Annotated in this window: 17 protein-coding genes; 9 read left to right on the top strand and 8 right to left on the bottom strand. The window is 67.7% G+C overall.

All coding sequences use genetic code 11. The features are described 5' to 3' along the window. Nucleotides 1-46: 46 nt before the first annotated feature. Nucleotides 47-712: a ligase-associated DNA damage response endonuclease PdeM gene (gene pdeM, locus FFS62_RS18995; RefSeq protein ID WP_137974409.1), complete on the top strand. Its 666-nt coding sequence runs from the start codon at nt 47-49 to the stop codon at nt 710-712. Here the strand turns inward: pdeM and FFS62_RS18990 are convergent. From FFS62_RS18990 to FFS62_RS18970, 5 genes are all read right to left on the bottom strand, one after another. Beyond that, entirely contained in the window at nt 687-1,844 is a 1,158-nt protein-coding gene (locus FFS62_RS18990) for a phosphatidylserine/phosphatidylglycerophosphate/cardiolipin synthase family protein (protein ID WP_137974408.1), read from the bottom strand. The two genes, pdeM and FFS62_RS18990, sit on opposite strands and share 26 nt — an antisense overlap. After that, entirely contained in the window at nt 1,841-2,428 is a 588-nt protein-coding gene (locus FFS62_RS18985; protein ID WP_137974407.1) for a YceI family protein, read from the bottom strand. The genes FFS62_RS18990 and FFS62_RS18985 overlap by 4 nt, the downstream gene beginning before the upstream one ends. 116 nt (nt 2,429-2,544) lie before the next feature. After that, nucleotides 2,545-2,874 (bottom strand): amidase, encoded by a 330-nt coding sequence (locus FFS62_RS18980; RefSeq protein WP_137974406.1) that lies wholly within the window; start codon nt 2,872-2,874, stop codon nt 2,545-2,547. Continuing rightward, entirely contained in the window at nt 2,871-3,980 is a 1,110-nt protein-coding gene (locus FFS62_RS18975; RefSeq protein WP_137974405.1) for a serine hydrolase, read from the bottom strand. The genes FFS62_RS18980 and FFS62_RS18975 overlap by 4 nt, the downstream gene beginning before the upstream one ends. 89 nt (nt 3,981-4,069) lie before the next feature. Further along, entirely contained in the window at nt 4,070-4,855 is a 786-nt protein-coding gene (locus FFS62_RS18970; protein WP_137974404.1) for an MBL fold metallo-hydrolase, read from the bottom strand. A gap of 196 nt (nt 4,856-5,051) precedes the next feature. On the opposite strand from FFS62_RS18970, the gene FFS62_RS18965 reads away from it, so the two are divergent. From FFS62_RS18965 to FFS62_RS18955, 3 genes are all read left to right on the top strand, one after another. Next, entirely contained in the window at nt 5,052-6,599 is a 1,548-nt protein-coding gene (locus tag FFS62_RS18965; protein ID WP_137974403.1) for an AMP-binding protein, read from the top strand. Between the two features lie 13 nt (nt 6,600-6,612). Further along, a complete protein-coding gene (locus FFS62_RS18960; RefSeq protein WP_137974402.1) occupies nt 6,613-7,776 on the top strand; it encodes an acyl-CoA dehydrogenase family protein in 1,164 nt (387 codons plus the stop codon). 101 nt (nt 7,777-7,877) lie between these two features. Continuing rightward, on the top strand, nt 7,878-9,182 hold the full coding sequence (locus FFS62_RS18955; protein WP_137974401.1) for an MFS transporter: 1,305 nt from the start codon (nt 7,878-7,880) through the stop codon (nt 9,180-9,182). On the opposite strand, the gene FFS62_RS18950 is transcribed toward FFS62_RS18955, so the two are convergent. Continuing rightward, nucleotides 9,146-10,117, bottom strand: a complete 972-nt coding sequence (locus FFS62_RS18950; RefSeq protein ID WP_137974400.1) for a LysR family transcriptional regulator — start codon at nt 10,115-10,117, stop codon at nt 9,146-9,148. The two genes, FFS62_RS18955 and FFS62_RS18950, sit on opposite strands and share 37 nt — an antisense overlap. A 366-nt stretch (nt 10,118-10,483) precedes the next feature. On the opposite strand from FFS62_RS18950, the gene FFS62_RS18945 reads away from it, so the two are divergent. The 5 genes from FFS62_RS18945 (at nt 10,484) to FFS62_RS18925 (ending at nt 15,806) form a co-directional block, all read left to right on the top strand. Next, nucleotides 10,484-12,205 carry a DUF1302 domain-containing protein gene (locus FFS62_RS18945; RefSeq protein WP_137974399.1) on the top strand — a complete coding sequence of 574 codons (1,722 nt, stop codon included), beginning with the start codon at nt 10,484-10,486 and terminating at the stop codon, nt 12,203-12,205. Between the two features lie 13 nt (nt 12,206-12,218). Beyond that, nucleotides 12,219-13,586: a DUF1329 domain-containing protein gene (locus FFS62_RS18940; protein ID WP_137974398.1), complete on the top strand. Its 1,368-nt coding sequence runs from the start codon at nt 12,219-12,221 to the stop codon at nt 13,584-13,586. Between the two features lie 22 nt (nt 13,587-13,608). Further along, nucleotides 13,609-14,001: a YidH family protein gene (locus tag FFS62_RS18935; protein WP_137974397.1), complete on the top strand. Its 393-nt coding sequence runs from the start codon at nt 13,609-13,611 to the stop codon at nt 13,999-14,001. After that, nucleotides 13,994-14,305, top strand: coding sequence for a DUF202 domain-containing protein (locus tag FFS62_RS18930; protein WP_137974396.1), 312 nt, complete (start codon nt 13,994-13,996; stop codon nt 14,303-14,305). The genes FFS62_RS18935 and FFS62_RS18930 overlap by 8 nt, the downstream gene beginning before the upstream one ends. Before the next feature lie 112 nt (nt 14,306-14,417). Beyond that, entirely contained in the window at nt 14,418-15,806 is a 1,389-nt protein-coding gene (locus FFS62_RS18925) for a DUF1254 domain-containing protein (RefSeq protein WP_137974395.1), read from the top strand. 51 nt (nt 15,807-15,857) lie between these two features. Here FFS62_RS18925 and FFS62_RS18920 read toward each other — a convergent pair whose 3' ends face one another. Together FFS62_RS18920 and FFS62_RS18915 are read right to left on the bottom strand one after the other, a co-directional pair. After that, a complete protein-coding gene (locus FFS62_RS18920) occupies nt 15,858-17,822 on the bottom strand; it encodes an alkyl/aryl-sulfatase (RefSeq protein ID WP_171016369.1) in 1,965 nt (654 codons plus the stop codon). Nucleotides 17,823-17,944: 122 nt separating this feature from the next. Then, nucleotides 17,945-18,820 (bottom strand): acyl-CoA dehydrogenase, encoded by an 876-nt coding sequence (locus FFS62_RS18915; protein ID WP_137974394.1) that lies wholly within the window; start codon nt 18,818-18,820, stop codon nt 17,945-17,947. Nucleotides 18,821-18,927: the final 107 nt, after the last annotated feature.

The following is an 18,927-nucleotide window of genomic DNA, read 5'->3' as shown; positions in this document are numbered from 1 at the left end:
AACGAGGAGCATCGCTATCGACCCGACCCACGCGCCCACGCCTACCCTGCCGGTGCAGCTTGCCGGCGAGGAAGTCTGGCTGCTGGCCGACAAGGCGCTGTACTGGCCGGCCGGCGAGGCCCTGCTGATCGCCGATATCCACTTCGGCAAGGCCGCGGCCTATCGCGCCCTCGGCCAGCCAGTGCCGCAGGGCACCACGACGAACAACCTGCAGCGCCTGGATGCGCTGCTGGCGCAGTACCCGTGCCGCCAGCTGATCTTCCTCGGCGACTTCCTGCACGCGCGCGGATCCCACGCACCGGCCATCCTGGCGGCGCTGCATGCCTGGCGTGAGCGCAACAGTGAACTGGCGATCCTGCTGATCCGCGGCAACCACGATCGCAGCGCCGGCGACCCGCCGGCGACGCTGAATATCCGGGTGGTCGCCGAGCCCTATCTGCTCGGCCCGTTCGCCCTGCAGCACGAGCCCGATCCGCACCCCAGCCACCAGGTGCTGGCCGGCCATGTGCATCCGGTGTGCGTGCTGCGCGGGCGCGGTCGGCAGCGCCTGCGCCTGCCCTGCTTCAGCCTGGATGACGGGGTGTGCCTGCTGCCGGCCTTCGGCGCCTTCACCGGCGGCATGCTGGTCGACCCGCAGCCGGGGCGGCGGCTGTATGCGGTCGGTGATGGCGGGGTATGGCCGCTGGCTAGCGGCGACGGTCCAGCAGGTTGACCGCCAGCCGATCGAGCCAGCCCCACAGACGTTGCTGGATGCGCTTGAGCAGCGGGCGGCGATGCCAGTCTTCCAGGGTGATTTCGCGGCTCTGCCCGAAGTCGACGAGGAAGCTGCCCTCGGCGGCCGCGGTCAGCTGCGGGTCGAGGGCCTCCAGATTGGCCTCCAGGTTGAAGCGCAGGTTCCAGTGGTCGAAGTTGCACGAGCCGACGCTGACCCAGTCGTCCACCAGCACCAGCTTCAGGTGCAGGAAGCGCGGCTGGTACTCGAAGATGCGCACCCCGGCCTTGAGCAGCCGCGGGTAGTAGCGCTGGCCGGCGAAGCGCACCGGCGGATGATCGGTGTTGCGGCTGGTCAGCAGCAGGCGCACGTCCACCCCACGGTCGGCGGCGCGGATCAGGAAGCGGCGTACCTTGCGACTGGGCAGGAAGTACGGCGTGGCCAGCCATACCCGGCGCTTGGCGTGGCCGATGCTGCGCAACAGCGACTGGACGATGTCCAGGTGCTGGCTGGAGTCGGCGTAGGCCACCCGGCCCATGCCGCGCCCGGCTGGTGGGCAGGGCGGCAGATGCGCCAGCCCCGGCGCCTGCCCTGGGCGCCAGGGACTGCGACCCTCGCAGGCCAGCCACTGGTACTCGAACAGCGACCGCCAGTGCGCCACCAGTGGCCCCTCGATGCGCACCATGGCCTCGTGCCAGTAGTCGTCCTGGGCCTGGGTGCTCCAGAACTCGTCGGTGGCGCCGGTGCCGCCGACGTAGACGCAGCGCTCGTCCACCACCAGCATCTTGCGGTGGTCGCGGTACAGATTGCGCAGGCCACGGCGCCAGCGCAGCGGGTTGTACTGGCGCAGCTGGATGCCGGCACTGGTGAGGCGCTCCCGCGAGGCCTGGCCGAAGCCCAGGCAGCCGAAGCCGTCGAACAGGCAGTACACCCGCACGCCACGCCCGGCGGCGGCGCACAGCGCCTCCACCAGCGCCGCGCTGCAATGGCCGTCTTCCACCAGATAGAGTTCCAGCAGCACCAGCTCCCGGGCCGAGGCGATGTCGGCGAGCATGGCCGGCATGAAGGCCGGGCCGTCGATCATCAGCTCGAAGCGGTTGGCGGATTTCCAGGGGAAGATGGCGCCTGTCATCGCGAGGTGAAAATCATCACCGCGCCGACCGGTACCGACAGGCTGATATTGGACAACCGGGCCACCTTGGCCAGGGCCTCGACGCCCCCCTCCAGGCCGAAGTGCTCGGCGTGCAACACCAGCGGCGCCAGGGTCACCACCTGGAAGCGCTGGTCGTCCAGGCGGGTGGCCAGCAGCTCGGCCATGTAGGCGTGCTTGCGCCCGCGAATCTCCACCTGCACCGGCAGGCTCAGCTCCAGCTGGGCGCCGGAGGCCAAGTCGGTGATCGGCGCCAGGTTGAGCTGGGCCATGATGTGCGCATCGGGGAATTCCTCGGTGGCGAACAGCAGGCTGCGCAGGCGCTCGTCGCGGACCGGGATGCCGGTGCTCACCGAATCCATCTCGACGCGCAGACGGGCCGCGCCCTTGTTGTCGATCTTGCCGTGCAGGGTGAGGAAGCGATGCACCTCGGAGAGGTTGCCGGCCTTGGTGGAGATGAAGGACAGGCGCGAGGACTCGTTGTCCAGGTACCAGGCGGCCTGCGCCGGCAGGGCCAGGCAAGTGGCGAGAACAGCGCCGGTCAGAATGCGAAGGGGCTTGGCCATGGGCTCACTTGTGTTGCGGTTTGAGCGCAACGATAGCGGCCCGGGGCGGCCTTGCCAAACGCCGGGCCGTTGCAAGCTGTGGCAGAGCGCCGAGCAGCCGGCAGCGGCCGGCGTGCTCAGAGCGGATCGGCCTCGACCTGCAGCTGGCAGCCCTGGCGCTGGTCCAGCCAGGCGGCGGTCTGCGTGCTGCCCAGGCCGCGGGCAGTCACCCGCTTGCGCTCGGCGTCGTCGCGCAGCTGGCTCAGGGGCATATACAGCTTGACGTAGCTGACGCAGTAGTCGGCCGGGTTGCCGCTGACGTAGCGGCAGGAGCAGTACTCCTTGGCCGAGTAGGCGCCGACTATGCCGGGGAAGGACGCCAGGTGCACGCGGTTGACCCAGGCCAGCAGGCCCAGGCCGACCAGCAGCAGGAGGAATACGGAGAGGAAGGGGCGACGGCGGATCATGGCTGTTCTCCGAAGGCGGCCTGCACCCGCTTGAGCAGTTCGTTATGGCTGTAGCTGCCGTCGCGGTCGTCGGCGTAGCGCACTACCACCAGCTTCTGCGCCGGCAGCACGTAGAGCCCCTGGCCCCAGTGGCCGAGGGCGGCGAAGGTGGCTTCCGGCACGTCCGGCCAGGGCTTGGCCTTGCCCTCCAGCGCCACGTTCAGCCACCACTGGCCACCGGGCACCGCGTCGTGCGGCTTCTCCGGGTTGGGCTGGTAGTTGGCGAAGGGCGTGCGGTTGAACGCCACCCAGCTCTGCGGCAGCAGCTGGCGCTCGCCCCAGCGGCCGTCGCGCTGCATCAGCAGGCCGACGCGGGCCAGGTCGCGGGCGGTCATGTAGGCATAGGACGAGGCGACGAAGGTGCCGCTGGCATCGCGCTCCCACACGGCCGAGCGGATGCCCAGCGGCTCGAACAGCGCGGTCCAGGGATAGTCGGCGTAGGCCTGCTCGCCGACCATCGACTTGAGGCTGGCACCGAGCACGTTGCTGTCGCCGCTGGAGTAGCGGAAGCGCGTGCCCGGCACGGCGCCCAGGCCGTGCGCGGCGGTGAACGCGGCCATGTCGCCGCGGCCACGGGTGTAGAGCATGGCCACCACCGAGGACTTCAGCGGCGCGTACTCGTAGTCCTCCTGCCAGGCCAGGCCGGAGGCCCAGTTGAGCAGGTGGCCCATCTTCACATCGGGGTGCGCGGTGAACGGCGGGTAGTGCTTGGCCACCGCATCGTCGAGCTTGAAGCGCCCCTCGCCGTAGGCGGTGCCGAGCACGCTGGCGAACAAGCTCTTGCTGATCGACCAGGTCAGGTGCGGGGTCTGCTGGGTGGTCGGCGCGGCGTAGCGCTCGTAGACGATCACGCCGTCCCTGATCACCAGCAGCGCATCGCTGCGCACACCCGTGCGGGCGGCTTCATCACGACTGGGAAAGGCATAGTCGTTGAGGGCCTGGATGGCCGGAGTGACGGCAGCCGGCTGGCTGCTCCAGTCCTCGGCCGGCCAGGTTTCCGCGGCCAGGGGACCGGCGGCCAGCAGGCAGCCGGCCAGGGCGGTGCGACGCAACAGGGCAAGGGGCATCGGGCTCGCTCGCAAATTGGGGAGGAGCCGACGCTAGCACGGCGAAGGTGAAGGAAAACAGCGCCAATCGCACCAGAGCACGGGACGGATCAGTCCGGCAGGCGATAGTCCTGCTGGGTCATCAGGTCGAGGCCGCACTCCAGCTGCTCGATCCAGTCGAGGAAGGCGCCGATCATCTGCGCGCCGACGAAGGGCCGGCCGTGCTGCGGCACGATCATCGCCACGTCCATCTCGCGCACCATCTGCGCCCAGAAGCGGCAGGCCTTGTTGCTGGCCATGTAGCGGCGGTGGAAGCCGGCCATGTGGGGGATGTGCGCGGCGAAGTCGCGCACCGGGCTGGCGTCGTCGACCATGGAGGCGCCCATGTCGCCGGAGAAGAGAATCTTGCTCACCGGGTCGTACAGCTGGAAGTTGCCCACCGAATGCAGGAAGTGCGCGGGCATTGCCTTGAGGTTGCACTGGCCCAGCGGAATCGCCTGGCCGCGGTCCGGCAAGGCGATGATGCGGTCGTAAGTGCAGATGCCGTGGCTCAGGGCCAGGTAGCTGGCGGTCAGGTGCGGCAGGAAGCGCGCCCACAGCTTGGAGCAGATCACCCGCGCGCGGGTGTGCAGCAGCCACTTGTCCAGGGAGGCGATGATGTCCGGGTCCTGGTGCGAGGCGAAGATGTAGGTCAGCGCCTGCACCGGGATGTGCTTGGACAGCTCCAGCGACAGCGGGGTGTAGGTCAGGTCGCCGCCCGGATCGAGCAGCAGGTACTGCTCGTGGTCGGTGATCAGGAACTGGTTGGACTGCACACCCTCGCCGCTGACCAGGTCATCGAACATCAGGCATTGATGGGTGCCGTTATCGAACAGCACGATTGGCTCGCGGCGCATGGAGACCTCGTAGAAAGAACGCGGCCGCGATTCTAGAGAGCCTGCGCCCACACACTACTGACCTGGATCAAGTCGAGGCGGCTGCCGATCGCCCCTATTCCATATCGGCATGGCCCGCATCGTACTGTTGTATTAGTTCCGCCCGAATGGCCGCGGATAGCATCGGCGCACTTGTCCTGCCGATGAGAACAATAAGGTGAACCTAGGAAAGATCATCAGCCGCAGCGCGTTGTACTGGCCCGAACACGAGGCCCTGGTCGACGCCCGGCAACGCATTACCTTCGCTCAACTCGAGCGGCGCACCAACCGCCTGGCCTCCGGCCTGCAGGCCCTTGGTCTGGCAACGGGCGCCCACGTAGCGATCCTCGCCCTCAACCGCGTCGAACTGGTGGAAGCGGAGATCGCCTTCTACAAGTCCGCCATGGTCAAGGTGCCGATCAACGCGCGGCTGTCCCTGGACGAGATCATCCAGGTGCTGGGCGACTCGCACAGCCAGGCGGTGATCGCCGATGGCCGCTTCGCCGCCGCGCTGGCCGCAAGGCGCGGCGAGGTGCCGCGCCTGCGCCATATCATCTCTCTCGACGACGAGGCCGGCGACAGCCATTACTCCGCCGTGCTGGCGCAGGGCAGCGAAGCGCCGGTGCATTGCGATCCGCAGGACGACGACCTGGCGGTGCTGCACTACACCTCCGGCAGCTCCGGCGTGCTCAAGGCGGCCATGCTCAGCTTCGGCAACCGCAAGGCGCTGGTGCGCAAGAGCATCGCCAGCCCGACCCGCCGCTCCGCCCCCGGTGACGTGATGGCGCATGTCGGCCCGATCACCCATGCCAGCGGCATGCAGATCATGCCGCTGCTGGCCGTCGGCGCCTGCAACCTGCTGCTGGAGCGCTACGACGATCGCCTGCTGCTGGAAACCATCGAGCGCGAGCGCGTCACCCGCCTGTTCCTGGTCCCGGCGATGATCAACCGTCTGGTGAACTTCCCCGAGGTGGAGCGCTTCGACCTCTCCAGCCTGCGCGTGGTGATGTACGGCGCCGCACCGATGGCGCCGGCGCTGGTCAAGCGCGCCATCGACCTGTTCGGGCCGATCCTGGTGCAAGGCTACGGCGCCGGCGAGACCTGCTCGCTGGTCACCGTGCTGACCGAAGAGGATCACCTGGTCGAGGGCGATGACGCTCGCCGCCTGGCCTCCTGCGGTCGCTGCTATTTCGAGACCGACCTGCGCGTGGTCAACGAACAGTTCGTGGACGTGCAGCCCGGCGAGATCGGCGAGATCGTGGTCAAGGGGCCGGACATCATGAAGGGCTACTGGCAGGCGCCGGAGCTCACCGCCGAGGTGATGCGCGACGGCTACTACCTGACCGGCGATCTGGCCACGGTCGACGAGCATGGCTACGTGTTCATCGTCGACCGCAAGAAGGAAATGATCATCTCCGGCGGCTTCAACGTCTACCCGACCGAGGTCGAGCAGGTGCTCTACAGCCTGCCGCAGGTGTTCGAGGCGGCGGTGGTCGGCGTGCCCGACGAGCAATGGGGCGAGGCGATCCGCGCGGTAGTGGTACTGAAGCCGGGCCAGAGCCTGAGCGCCGAGGAAATCATCGAGCACTGCGGTCGCTCCCTGGCCGGCTTCAAGAAGCCGCGTGCGGTGGACTTCGTCCAGGAGCTGCCGAAGAACCCCAATGGCAAGGTCGTGCGCCGCCTGATCCGCGAAGCGTATTGGCAGAACAGCGAACGCCGGATCTGAGCGGAGGCAACAGATGATCAAGCCAAGTGAAAAAGCCGCCCACCTGATCGAAGGCATCAACGCCTTCGCCCGCGACGAACTCGCCCCGCTGGTGGAGCGCGAAGGCATCCGCTGGGGCGAGCCGGTCGCCAAGCCGCTGCTGCGCGATATCTGGCGCCGCTCCTGCGAGCTGGGCTTCTACAACGCCATGCTGCCCGAAGCCCTGGGCGGCGCCGGGCTGAGCGTCACCGAGCTGTGCGCGCTGAAGGAGGCTGCGGTGCTCACCGGCTCGCCGCTGGCCCCGCACATCCTCGGCGAGCTGTCCGGCCCGCCGCGCGTCGGGCACCTGTTCAAGGTCGCCAACGAGCACCAGATCGAAACCATCCTGCGACCGATCTGCCGCGCCGAGAAGGCCGTGTGCTTCGCCCTCACCGAGGCCGAGGCCGGCTCCGACGCCACCGCGCTAGGCACCGAGGCGCGCCTGGAGGGTGACCACTACGTGCTGCGCGGCGCCAAACGCTACATCTCCGGCGCGCCCTATGCCGACATCGCCGTGCTGCTCGCGGTGACCACGCCGGGGCGCGGTCCGCAGGGCATCTCGGCGTTCTTCGTCGACCTGCATGCCGAAGGCGTGAGCGTCGACAGCGACTACTCGGTGATGTCCGGCGGCGGTGCCCACGGCAATATCCTCCTCGAGGACGTGCGCGTGCCGGTGGCCAACCGCATCGGCGAGGAAGGCCAGGGCTTCAAGCTGGCGATGGGGCGCATCACCCTCAACCGCCTGCTGCACTGCCCGACCATGCTCGGCATGGCCGGCCTGGCGCTGAACCTGTCGCTGGACTACGCCCGTACCCGCAAGCAGTTCGGCCAGCCGATCGCCATGTTCCAATCGATCAACCATATGCTCGCCGACATGGCCACCGAGCTGTATGCCGCGCGCAGCATGATGTACGCCACCGCGGCCAACAACGACGCCGGCGGCGATATCAAGGTGCAGGCATCGATGTGCAAGCTGTATGCCTCGGAAACCGCCTTCCGTATCGCCGACAAGGCAGTGCAGATCCACGGCGGCGCCGGTCTGATCAAGGGTCATCCGGTCGAATGGTTCTTCCGTGCGACGCGGATGATGCGCATCCTGACCGGTACCAGCGAGATCCAGCGCAACACCATCGCCAAGGGCATTCTGCTGCCGAGCTGAGTGCCACCCGCAGCTCCGTGACCAGGCGGGTGCTGCCGCACCGCTAGCAGGGCCGCCGCCAGGGAAGTCGGCCGGCCCCACAACAACAAAAGAGAATTCCCATGTCCGTACAAGACTCTGCCTTCCGTCCGCGCCAGGCCTGGACGATCGCCTTCCTGCTGGCCTTCATGATGCTGGTCAACTTCCTCGACAAGGTGGTGATCGGCCTGGTCGGCGTGCCGATGACTCAGGAACTGAACCTCAGCCCGACCGAGTTCGGCCTGATCGGCGGCGCCCTGCACTGGCTGTTCGCGATATCGGCGGTGGTCGGCGGCTTCCTCGCCAACCGTCGGCCGACCCGCAGCCTGCTGCTCGGCATGGGCCTGTTCTGGGCGCTGATTCAGCTGCCGATGCTGTTCGCCAACTCGCTGTGGATGATCGTCGCCTGCCGCGTGCTGCTCGGCATCGGTGAGGGTCCGGCCTCGCCGGTCGCCACCCACGCCCTGTACAAGTGGTTCCCCGATGACCGCCGCAGCCTGCCGGTGGCCCTGCTGCATTCCGGCAGCGCCATGGGTCTGCTGGTGGCTGGCGCGATGATCCCGTGGATCAGTCTGAACTACGGCTGGCGCACCAACTTCGCCGTGCTCGCGGTGATCGGCCTGGTCTGGTGCGGGCTGTGGCTGTTGCTCGGCCGCGAAGGCACCCTCGATACCCTGCGCCGCGGCCAACCCAACGCCGCGCAGAACGAGCCGCGCGTGCCCTACCGCCGCCTGCTGAGCGACAGCAGCGTGCTCGGCAACTACGCCTGCCACTTCGCCGCCAACTGGTCGCTGGCACTGACCCTGACCTGGGTGCCCAGCTATCTGGAGATCGGCCTCGGCATCGACCCGCTGAAGACCGGGCACATGTTCGTCATGTTCGTCGTCGTCACCACGCCGCTGAGCCTGCTGATGGCTTGGCTGTCGCAGCGCTTGATGCGCCGTGGCGTGTCGTCGCGCCTGGCGCGCGGCGCCTTCGTCTCGCTGTGCCTGATCGCCGGCGGGCTGTTCTCCTCGGCGCTGATGCTCACCGACCTATCGGTGACTACGCGGATCATCGCCCTGACCCTGAGCGGCGGCCTGGCCCTGGTGATGTATTCGGTGGGGCCGGCTATGCTCGCCGAATTCACCCCGAGCAGCCAGCGCGGCGGCATCCTCGCCATCGGCAACGCCGTGGCCTCGCTGGCCGGACTGTCGGCGCCGGTGGTCACCGGCCTGCTGGTGCACGGCGCGGGGGCCGGGCACCCGCAAGGCTATGCCCAGGGCTTCTTCGTCTGCGGTGGTGTGATGATCGTGGCAGGCCTGATCGGCCTGGTGACGATGAACCCGCAGCGCTCGCGCGAGCGCCTGGCTCAGGAAGAGATGTCGGGCGCCTGCTCGCGGGCCTGAGCCTGATCATCGGCGCTGCGCTCGATCAGACTGCCGCGCCAGCGGCCGTCGCGCACCGCCTCCACCAGCAGGCCGCGCACCAGGTCACGCATGCATGAGGCGGCGAACGACAGCGGCTTGTGCACCGAGTAGGCGATGGACACGGTGCGAGTGATGCGCGGCTCGACGATCTGCCGCGCCTCGGTCGGCTCGAACAGGTCGGCCAGCGGCGGCCAGTTGCTGATGGTCGCCGCCAGGCCACTGCGCACCAGACTGGCGATGCCCGGCGCGGACTGCTGTTCATAGGCGACGTTGAGCACCACCCCCGCCTCCATCGCCGCCTGCTCGATGCGCCGGCGCAGGTGCAGCGCCCGCGGCGCCATCACCAACCTTGTGGCACCAGCCTCGGCCAGGGTGATCGGGTCGCCGTGCAGACCCTGGCTGCCCATCCCGACCCAATACAGGTCCTCGATGAAGATCGGCTCGGCAGCGACATGCTCGAGCTCCTCGGCATTCGGCACCACACCGAAATCGACCTTGCCCAGCTCGATGGCCTGGCCACCCTCGCGGGTCAGGCCGTCGCAGATGGTCAGGGTGATGCTGGGAAACTTCTCCGCAGCTCGCGCGATGATCGCCGGCAGCAGCAGCGCCGAGGCGGTAGCTGGGATCGAGATGGCCACCTGGCCCTTGGGATCGCCACGGGTCGAGGCCAGCTCATCCTTCACCGAATCGAGCTTCTGCACCACCGACCGCGCCACCTCGTACAGGCGCCGGCCGGCGTCGGTGAGAGCCACACCGTCGTGCTGGCGCTCCAGCAACTGCATCTCCAGTTCGCTCTCCAGCAGGCCGATCTGCCGGCTCAATGCCGGCTGGGCGATATAGGCCCGCCGCGCGGCGGCGGAGAAGCTGCCGGCCTCGGCGATGGCGATCAGATAACGGAGCTGCTTGAGGGTCATGCGGTTCTCTCTATGGCCATGCCAAAGCGTTATGGCATCTATCCGAAGACACTATTTGTGGGGCTTTTCGAGGCTCCCTAGTATCCCCGAAACACTAAAGCGAAGGGAGTATCCGCCACTCGACGTTACAGTGCAGAACAATAAGTAGCGCCAATAAAAGCCCGCTCCGCAAGAACTGCCATTCTGCCGAAGAATATAGTCTCGCCCCAGGCGGGACGCGGCTTTCATTGCCTGTGTGTTTCGCAACTTGTTGTTCTCTGCGCGTGAATTCCAATTCTCACTCGACAACAAAGAGGACAATGAGTGATGCGATTCAAACTGCACGGCTTATTTAAACCGCCCTATCTTCTGCTGCCCCTGAGTTGCATGATCGGCAGCGTCCAGGCGGTCGATTTCCAGCTCGGTGAGATCGAGGGACAACTGGATTCGGCGCTGTCCATCGGCACCAGCATCTCTACCGCCAATCCCGACCCGAAGCAGCTGAACAGCGCCACGGGTGACGACGGCCGGCGCAACTTCCGCTCCGGTGACGCCTTCTCCGGCCTCTTCAAGGGCAACCATGACCTGGAGCTGCGCCATGGCGACATGGGCCTGTTCCTGCGCGGCAGCTACTGGTACGACTACGTGCTGCGCGACCAGGACCAGCGCTTCAAGAACGTCGAGGACAACAACCGCAAGCGCTCGGCAAAGTCTGCCGGCACCGAGTTGCTCGACGCCTTCGTCTACTACAACTACGCCCTCGCCGAACAACCGGGCTCGGCACGCCTCGGCAAGCAGGTGGTGAACTGGGGCGAGAGCACCTTCATCCAAGGTGGCCTCAACGTGGTCAATCCGTTCAACCTGTCGGCGCTGCGCCGGCCGGGCTCGGAGGTGAAGGAAGGCCTGGTGCCGGTGAACATGTTCTACGTCTCGCAGAACCTCACCGAAGCCCTCTCCACCGACTTCTTCTACCAGCTCGACTGGGAGCAGACCCAGCTCGACAACTGCGGCACCTTCTTCTCCAGCAACGACTTCCTCGCCGATGGCTGTGATGGCCTGGACGTGGGCAGCGTGCTGACCGGCGTGCCGGCAGCAGTGGCGGCGCTGACGCCCTATGGCGTCAACCTCACCGACGAGGGCATCCGCATTCCCCGGGCCAAGGACCAGGACGCCCGCAACAGCGGCCAGTGGGGCCTGTCGCTGCGCTGGTTCGCCGCCGACCTGGACACCGAGTTCGGCGCCTATGTGGCCAATTACCACAGCCGCCTGCCCTACATGGGCACCATCAGCAGCCCGTACTACAACAGCACGGTATTCGGTAACGCCCTCAATAATGCCCTGCGCCTGGGCACCTCGCGGTACGTCGCGCAGTACCCCGAAGACATTCGCCTGTACGGCCTGTCGTTCTCCACCAACCTGGACACCGGCACTGCGCTGCAGGGCGAGATCAGCTATCGGCCGAACATGCCGATCCAGCTCAACGGCACCGACGTCATCCAGTCGCTGCTCAATGATCCGAACCGTTCGCCATTGGTCGCCGAAGGCATCCGCTCGCCGGCGGCGAACACCCTGTTCAACGGCTACCTGCGCAAGGAAGTCACCCAGGCCCAGGTCACCGCGACCCACTCGTTCGCCCAGGTACTCGGCGCCGATCAGTTGATGCTCGTGGGCGAGGCCGCGGGCACCTGGGTCGGCGGCCTGGAAGGCACCTATGGCGCGCGTTATGGACGCAACGGCACCTATGGCAACGGCGTGCTGACGGGCGGCAACTGCGCGGCGATATCGCGCACGCCGGAGTACTGCAACGACGATGGCTTCCTCACCCGCTTCTCCTGGGGCTACCGCCTGCGCGCCAGCCTGAGCTACCCGAACGCCGTGGCCGGCATCGACCTGCGCCCCAACCTGTCCTGGCAGCACGACGTGGACGGCAACGGTCCGGGCGAGGGCTCGGCCTTCAGCGAGGGTTCCAAGGCCATCAGCGTCGGCCTCGATGCCTCGCTGAACAACACCTACAACGCCAGCCTGGCGTTCACCGACTTCATCGACGGCGACTACGGCACCCGCGGCGACCGCGACTACGTGTCGATCAGCCTCGGCGTCAACTTCTAAGCGGAGCCCACCCATGAATCAGACTCATCGCCTCATACGCGGCGGCGCACTGTGCTGCGCCCTTCTGCTGGCCGGCAACGCCGTGGCGGCCGTAGCGGCCGAGGAAGCCGCACAGCTGCAGACCAGCCTGACCCCGGTCGGCGCCGAACGCGGCGCCAGTGCCGACGGCAAGATCCCCGCCTGGGACGGCGGCCTGAAGACCCAGCTGCAGTTCGCCGCCAACGGCACGCCGCTCGACCCGTTCAAGGATGAACAGCCGCTGTTCAGCATCGATGCGAGCAACTTCGAGCAGTACCGCGACCAGCTGAGCCCGGGGCAGATCGCCCTGCTGCAGCGCTTCCCGGACAGCCTGCGCCTGCCGGTGTATCCGAGCCACCGCACGGTCGTGGTGACGGACGCGGTGGCCGAGTCGGCCGCGCGCAACGCCACAGGCACTCGTCTGATCAACGACGGCAATGGCCTGGAGGGTTTCGCCGGCGTGGTCGCCTTCCCCATTCCCAAGAATGGTCTGGAAGTGCTGTGGAACCACCTGACACGCAACCGCAACGCCAGCTCCAGCCTGACCAACGACAGCGCCGCGCCGCAGAAGGACGGCAGCTACAGCATCATGACCACCCAGCAGTACTTCACTCGCCGCGACGCGGTGCAAGGACTGGCGGCGGACGAGGCGCGCAACATCCTCTACTTCTACAGCCACAAGATCACCGCGCCATCACGCATGGTGGGTGAAGTGGTGCTGGTGCACGAGACCCTCGACCAGGTGGCCGAGCCGCGCCTGTCCTGGCTGTATAGCGCCGGCCAACGCCGCGTACGGCGCGCGCCGAGCATCGCCTACGACACTGCCGGCCCGACCACTGCCGGCCTGCGCACCGCCGACAGCCGCGACATGTTCAACGGCGCGCCGGACCGCTACGACTGGCAGCTGGTGGGCAAGAAGACCCTCTACGTGCCGTACAACAGTTACCGCCTGGCCTCGCCCGAGCTGAGCTACGAGACGCTGATCCAGCCCGGCCATGTCCGCCCCGACGCCACCCGCTACGAACTGCACCGGGTCTGGGAAGTGGTCGCCACGCTGAAGCCGGGCATGCGCCACATCTACAGCAAGCGCCACTACTTCATCGACGAGGACACCTGGGCCATCGTCGAGGCCGATCACTACGACAGCCGTGGTGAACTGTGGCGAGTCGGCGAGGCTCACAGCTTCTACCACCCCACCGGCAACGCCGCGGTCAACGCCATGGAAATCACCTACGACCTCAACAACGGCCGCTACATCGCCTCCGGGCTGACCAACGAACAGCGCCAGCCGTTCGATTTCAGCTACCGCGCCAGCGTCTCCGACTACTCGCCCGGCGCCTTGCGCAGCAAGGGCCTGCGCTGAACCCAACCACCGACGGTCAGTCATGAGCACTCCCGCAACCCCGCCGCCACGCAAGCCACTCTCGCAGTCCCTGCTGGGCGGCGAGGAGCCGGACCCGCGCTTCACCCTGGCCAACGAGCGCACCTTCCTGGCCTGGGTGCGCACGGCCCTGGCCCTGCTCGGCGGCGGCATCGCCGTCGAGACATTCGCAGGCGAGGCATTCGGGCCGCAGCTGCGCCTGATCATCACCCTCAGCCTGCTGTCACTGAGCATCCTGGTCAGCGTCGGCGCCTGCCTGCGCTGGCTGGCGGTGGAACGTGCGCTGCGCCACCGCCGCGCCCTGCCCCTGCCGGTGCTGGTGCCGCTGCTGGCACTAGGCTGCTGCCTTGCCGCGCTGGTGCTGGCCGGCCTGTTCTGGCCGCGCTGGCATGGCTGACAGGCCGGTCGACGCCGGGCTGCAGGCCGAGCGTACCGAACTGGCCTGGCGCCGCACGCAGATCTCGCTGCTGGTGATCGCCTGCCTGGCGCTGCGCGGGCAGGACCCGCCGCTGGTGCTGATCGCCCTCGCCACGGCCGGCATCCTCTGGCTGCGCCAGGGCAGGCGCTACCAGCGCAGCCTGGCGATGCTGCGCGACGAATGCGGCCGCGCGCGCCTGCGCACCGTGCTCGGTACCAGCCTGGCGCTGCTGGCAATGGCCCTGCTGGCGATGCTCAAGGCCGTCTCCACCCTTCACTTCTGACCTTGCCTGCCGGACCAGAGCACCCGGCACACGGAGAACCCAAGCATGATCACGCCATTGGAGCGGCACGCCCGCGCCTTGCCTTTTCCCCACCCGACGGGAGCGCACAGCCATGCACATCGGTAAGAAAAGCCGCCGGGCCCTGGGCCTCGCCGGCATAGTGCTGCTGGGCGGCGGCCTGGCCACCTACAGCGTGCTGCAGCAGGCGCGGGAGACCGCCCAGGCCTACCTGTTCGGCTACCCGCTGGTACTGATGGAGCTGACCAAGCAGCACCAGCAGCTGCTCGGCACCACGGCCATCAACGGCTTCCGCCACAGCCGGCGCTTCCCCGACGCCAGTTTCAACAGCGTGGTGTCGCCGAACGTCGACACCCTCTACAGCATCGTCCACTTCGACCTGCGCCGTGAGCCGGTGGTGATGAGCATCCCCGACACCAGCGGGCACTACTACATGATGCCGATCATGGATGCCTGGACCAACGTGGTGAGCAGCCCTGGCACCCGCACCATCGGCACCGGCGCAAAGGACTTCCTGGTTGTCGGCCCGACCTGGCAGGGCGAGGTACCGGCCGGCATGCAGCCGATCCGCATACCCACGCAGATGGCCTGGATGATCGGCCGCATCAAGAGTGCCGGGCCGCGGGACTACGCCGAGGTGCATGCGCTGCAGCAGCGCTTCAAGCTGATGCCGCTGAGCGCCTGGCAGGGACAGGCGGCTGCCGTAGCCCCGGCGACGATGGTCGAGCTGCCACCGCTGGAGCGCAGCAAGGGCCCCGACCGCCAGCTGGCCGGGTGGGACCGCGAGACCTTCTTCCGCACCTTCTGCCAGCTGCTGGCCGACAACCCACCGCGCGCCGAGGATGCGCCGATGCTCGAGCGCATCCGCGCCACCGGCCTGCTCACCGACGACTGCCAGCCGCAACAGTCGCCGCTGCAGCGACTAGGCAGCGCGCTCGGCTACCGCAAGGTGGTCGCCCAGCTCGACGACAGCCAGCAACTGCTCGACAAGCGCCCCACCTTCAACGGCTGGCGCATCGGCTATGAACTCGGTGAATACGGCACCCGTTACCAGCAGCGCGCGCTGGTGGCCAAGCTCGGCCTCGGCGCCAACAGCCCCGAGGATGCCATCTACCCGAACCTGCACAGCGACGCGCAGGGCCGCCCGCTGAGCGGCGAGAACCGCTACGTGCTGCACTTCGCCAAGGATCAGCTTCCGCCGGTGCGGGCGTTCTGGTCGCTGACGCTGTACAACGCCGCGCAATTCCTCTCGGCCAACCCGCTGAACCGCTATGCCCTGGGTGACCGTGACGACCTGCACTACAACGCCGACGGCTCGCTGGACCTGTACATCCAGAAGGATCAGCCGGCCGCTGCCGACCAGCGCCGCAACTGGCTGCCGGCCCCCGAGGGCCGCTTCAACCTGTTCCTGCGCCTGTATTGGCCGCAGCCCGAGGTGCTCGAACGGCGCTGGTTGCCGCCGGCCATTCAGCTCGCACAATGAACAACGCCCCGCACGACGACTGTCGTGCGGGGCGTTTTTTCCCAGCAGGTCTCAGGGGGTGACGAGGTTGAACTGCGGGTTGGCTTCGTCGAGGCCGCCGAGCAGCTTGAGCAGCTTGAGGCGACCGCTCTCGAACTCGATACCACCGATGGTGGCTTCCTTCAGGAAGCCGGTTTCCTTCAGGGCGATGCGGTCGAGCAGCGCCTTGGTCATGCTCAGGTCGACGTCCGCCTGGGCGTGGCGCGCGCCCTTGCGCTGGGTCAGCACGCCGTTGCGCAGGGTCAGTGCGTAATCCTCGTCGAGGTCGCTGAAGCGCCAGTTGATCAACAGATCCTCGTCGGCCGCCTTCATCGCGTCGATGCGCACCGCCAGGTAGTCGAAGAACATGCTCGGCGTCAGGGCCCGGATCATGTCCGGCGCGCCGTTGCGTGCACGCGCCTCGGCCACGCCCTGGCGCAGCTCCAGGGCACCGCTCAGGTAGACGTTGCGCCAGGTGGCGTTCTCACTCTGGTAGCCGAGCTGCTCCAGGGTGTCGGCCTGCAGCTCGCGCGCCGCCGCGTTGTCCGGCTCGGCGAACACCAGGTGATTGAGCAGCTGCGCTGCCCAGCGGTAGTCGCCGGCGCCGAAGGCCTGGCGCGCGTTCTGCAGTACTGCGTCGGCGCCGCCCATGGCCGCCACATAACGCTGGCCGGCGTCCTCCGGCGGCAGCGGGTCGAGATTGGCCGGGTTGCCGTCGTAGAAACCCATGTAGCGCTGGTACACCGCGCGCACGTTGTGGCTCAGCGAGCCGTAGTAGTCGCGGCTGTACCACTTGCTGGCCAGGCGCGGCGGCAGCGACTGCAGCCGGGCGGCGATCTCGGTCGGGGTCAGGCCCTGGTTGATCAGGCGCAGCGTCTGGCTGTCGAGGAAGGCGTACATGTCGCGCTGGTCGGCCAGGTAGTCGCGGATCTCGTTGCCACCCCAGGTCGGCCAGTGGTGCTGGGCGAACAGCACCTCGGCCTTGTCGCCGTAGCGCACCAGGGCGTCGTCCAGGTAGTGCGCCCAGACCTTGGAGTCGCGTACCAGGGCGCCGCGCAGGGTCAGCACGTTGTGCTGGGTGTGGGTGGCGTTCTCGGCCATGCACAGGGTCTTGAACTGCGGGAAGTACATGTTCATCTCGGCCGGCGCCTCGGTGCCGGGGGTGAGCTGGAACTCGATCTCAACGCCATCGATGTTGCGCGTCTCCAGCGCTTCGGCGATCAGCACGTTCGGCGCGATCAGGGTCACCGTGGCATTGCTCGGCGTGCCCTTGCCGAGGCCGGCGTCGACCTGGCCGCGCTCGTCGCGCGGCAGCAGCGAGCCGTACATGTATTGGGCGCGGCGCATCATCGCCGGGCCGGCCAGCACGTTCTCGCTGACCGCGTGTTCGTAGAAGCCCCCGGGAGCGATGACCTGGACCTTGCCGGCCTTGACGTCGGCCTCGTCGATCACCCCACGCACACCGCCGAAGTGGTCGACATGCGAATGGCTGTAGATCACCGCCAGCACCGGCTTGCGTGGACGATGCTTGTAGTACAGCTCGAGGCCGGCCCGGGCGGTCTCGGTGCTGATCAGCGGGTCGATCAGGATCAGACCGCTGTCGCCCTCGATGATGGTCATGTTCGACAGGTCCATGCCGCGCACCTGGTACACCCGCTCGCGCACCTCGAACAGGCCGGAGATGTTGTTCAGCTGGGCGATACGCCACAGGCTCGGGTTGACGCTGGCCGGGGCGTCGTTGCCGTCGAGGAAGTTGTAGGCCATGCGGTTCCACACCGGCTGGCCCTCGGCGTTCTCGACCACGCCGCCGAACGGCTCGATCAGCCCGCGGCGGGCATTGTCGAAGTCGGCGCGGTCACTGAACGGCAGACGCTGCAGCCAGGCCTGGTTGCGCTCGCGGGTGATCTCGCTGGCAGGTTTGGCCGGCGTGGCCTGTTCGGCATAGGCCGGCGAAAGGATGAGCGCCAGGGCAAGGGCGCTGAGGCGGAAGCTGGGCATGAAAGGACTCGTTCTGCTCTTGTAGGTATGGACGGACGCGTCGAAGCCGCTCGACTCTAAAGAGCACGCTTCCGCGCCGCCAATATCAGAGGTGCATGCCCGCCATAACGCCAGGGAATGCCCTAGACGAACACCGCCCAGGCCTTCTCCAGGCGTTTTTCGCGGGCCGTGCGCGCCACTTCCAGCAGATTGCAGTCACGCGCCCACAGCGCCGCCCATTCCTGGGGGCCGGCAGCGATGGCGGCGTCCAGCTCTGGACGCAGGGTCTTGAACTGGGCGAACAGCCCGGCCAGCAGAACATGGGTGAGCGGATCGCTGGGGTTGTGCCGCGCCACTTCGGCGCAGCCGCTGAGCAGCGCCAGCAGACGCAGGGACAGCTCCTGCGGCCAGGCGCTGTCGCGACCGACGCCGTACAGCCAGGCGCTCAGCGCGGCCAGCACGTGCAGGTCCTCGATGCTGCGGAAGGGTTTCACGTAACTGTCCCAGCCATCGCCGGGCAGCAGTTCGCACAGGCTGTTGTCCAGGTGCAGGCGGGCGTGGCCGATATCCGGCATCAGCGGCAGCGCCGGCAGCGGCTCGATCCGTGCCCCCGGCGCGCCGCTGCGCACCACGCCCACGGCCAGGCGCGGCGCGCCCTCCTCCTCCACCCGCGCCGCCACCAGCAACCAGTCGGCGGCATCGGCGGCGGTGACGAAGTCCTTGCGCCCCGAGAGGTGCAGGCCGCTCAGACGAGTCTGCAGGTCCGCCGGGCGGGTGCTTCTGTTCTCGGTCACGCACAGCGCGCCCAGGCTCAGCGGCGCCGCCGGCCACAGCGCACGCAGCGCGCCCTGGTAGCCGGCGAGAAAGGCCAGGCCGGGCGTGGCCGCCAGGCGCCCGCCGAGCACGGCCAGGGCGAAGGGAGAGGTGTCGCCGGCGCGCTCCAGCAGCGCGGCGTACCAGTCGTCCAGGTTGCTCGCGCTCAGGCGGTCACGGGTTTCCAGCAGGGGTTGCCAGGGCATCACATAAATCCTCGTCGTCTGTCACACAAGCATCACCGAATCTTCATGGAGGTGACACCGGGTCTTCCTAGCCTGAGCTTGCCCAACAACATCGACCGGCCGCAACC

This window comes from Pseudomonas sp. F(2018) (genome assembly GCF_005508865.1).
Lineage (GTDB): Bacteria > Pseudomonadota > Gammaproteobacteria > Pseudomonadales > Pseudomonadaceae > Aquipseudomonas.
This window is presented reverse-complemented; position numbering and strand designations above follow the sequence as displayed.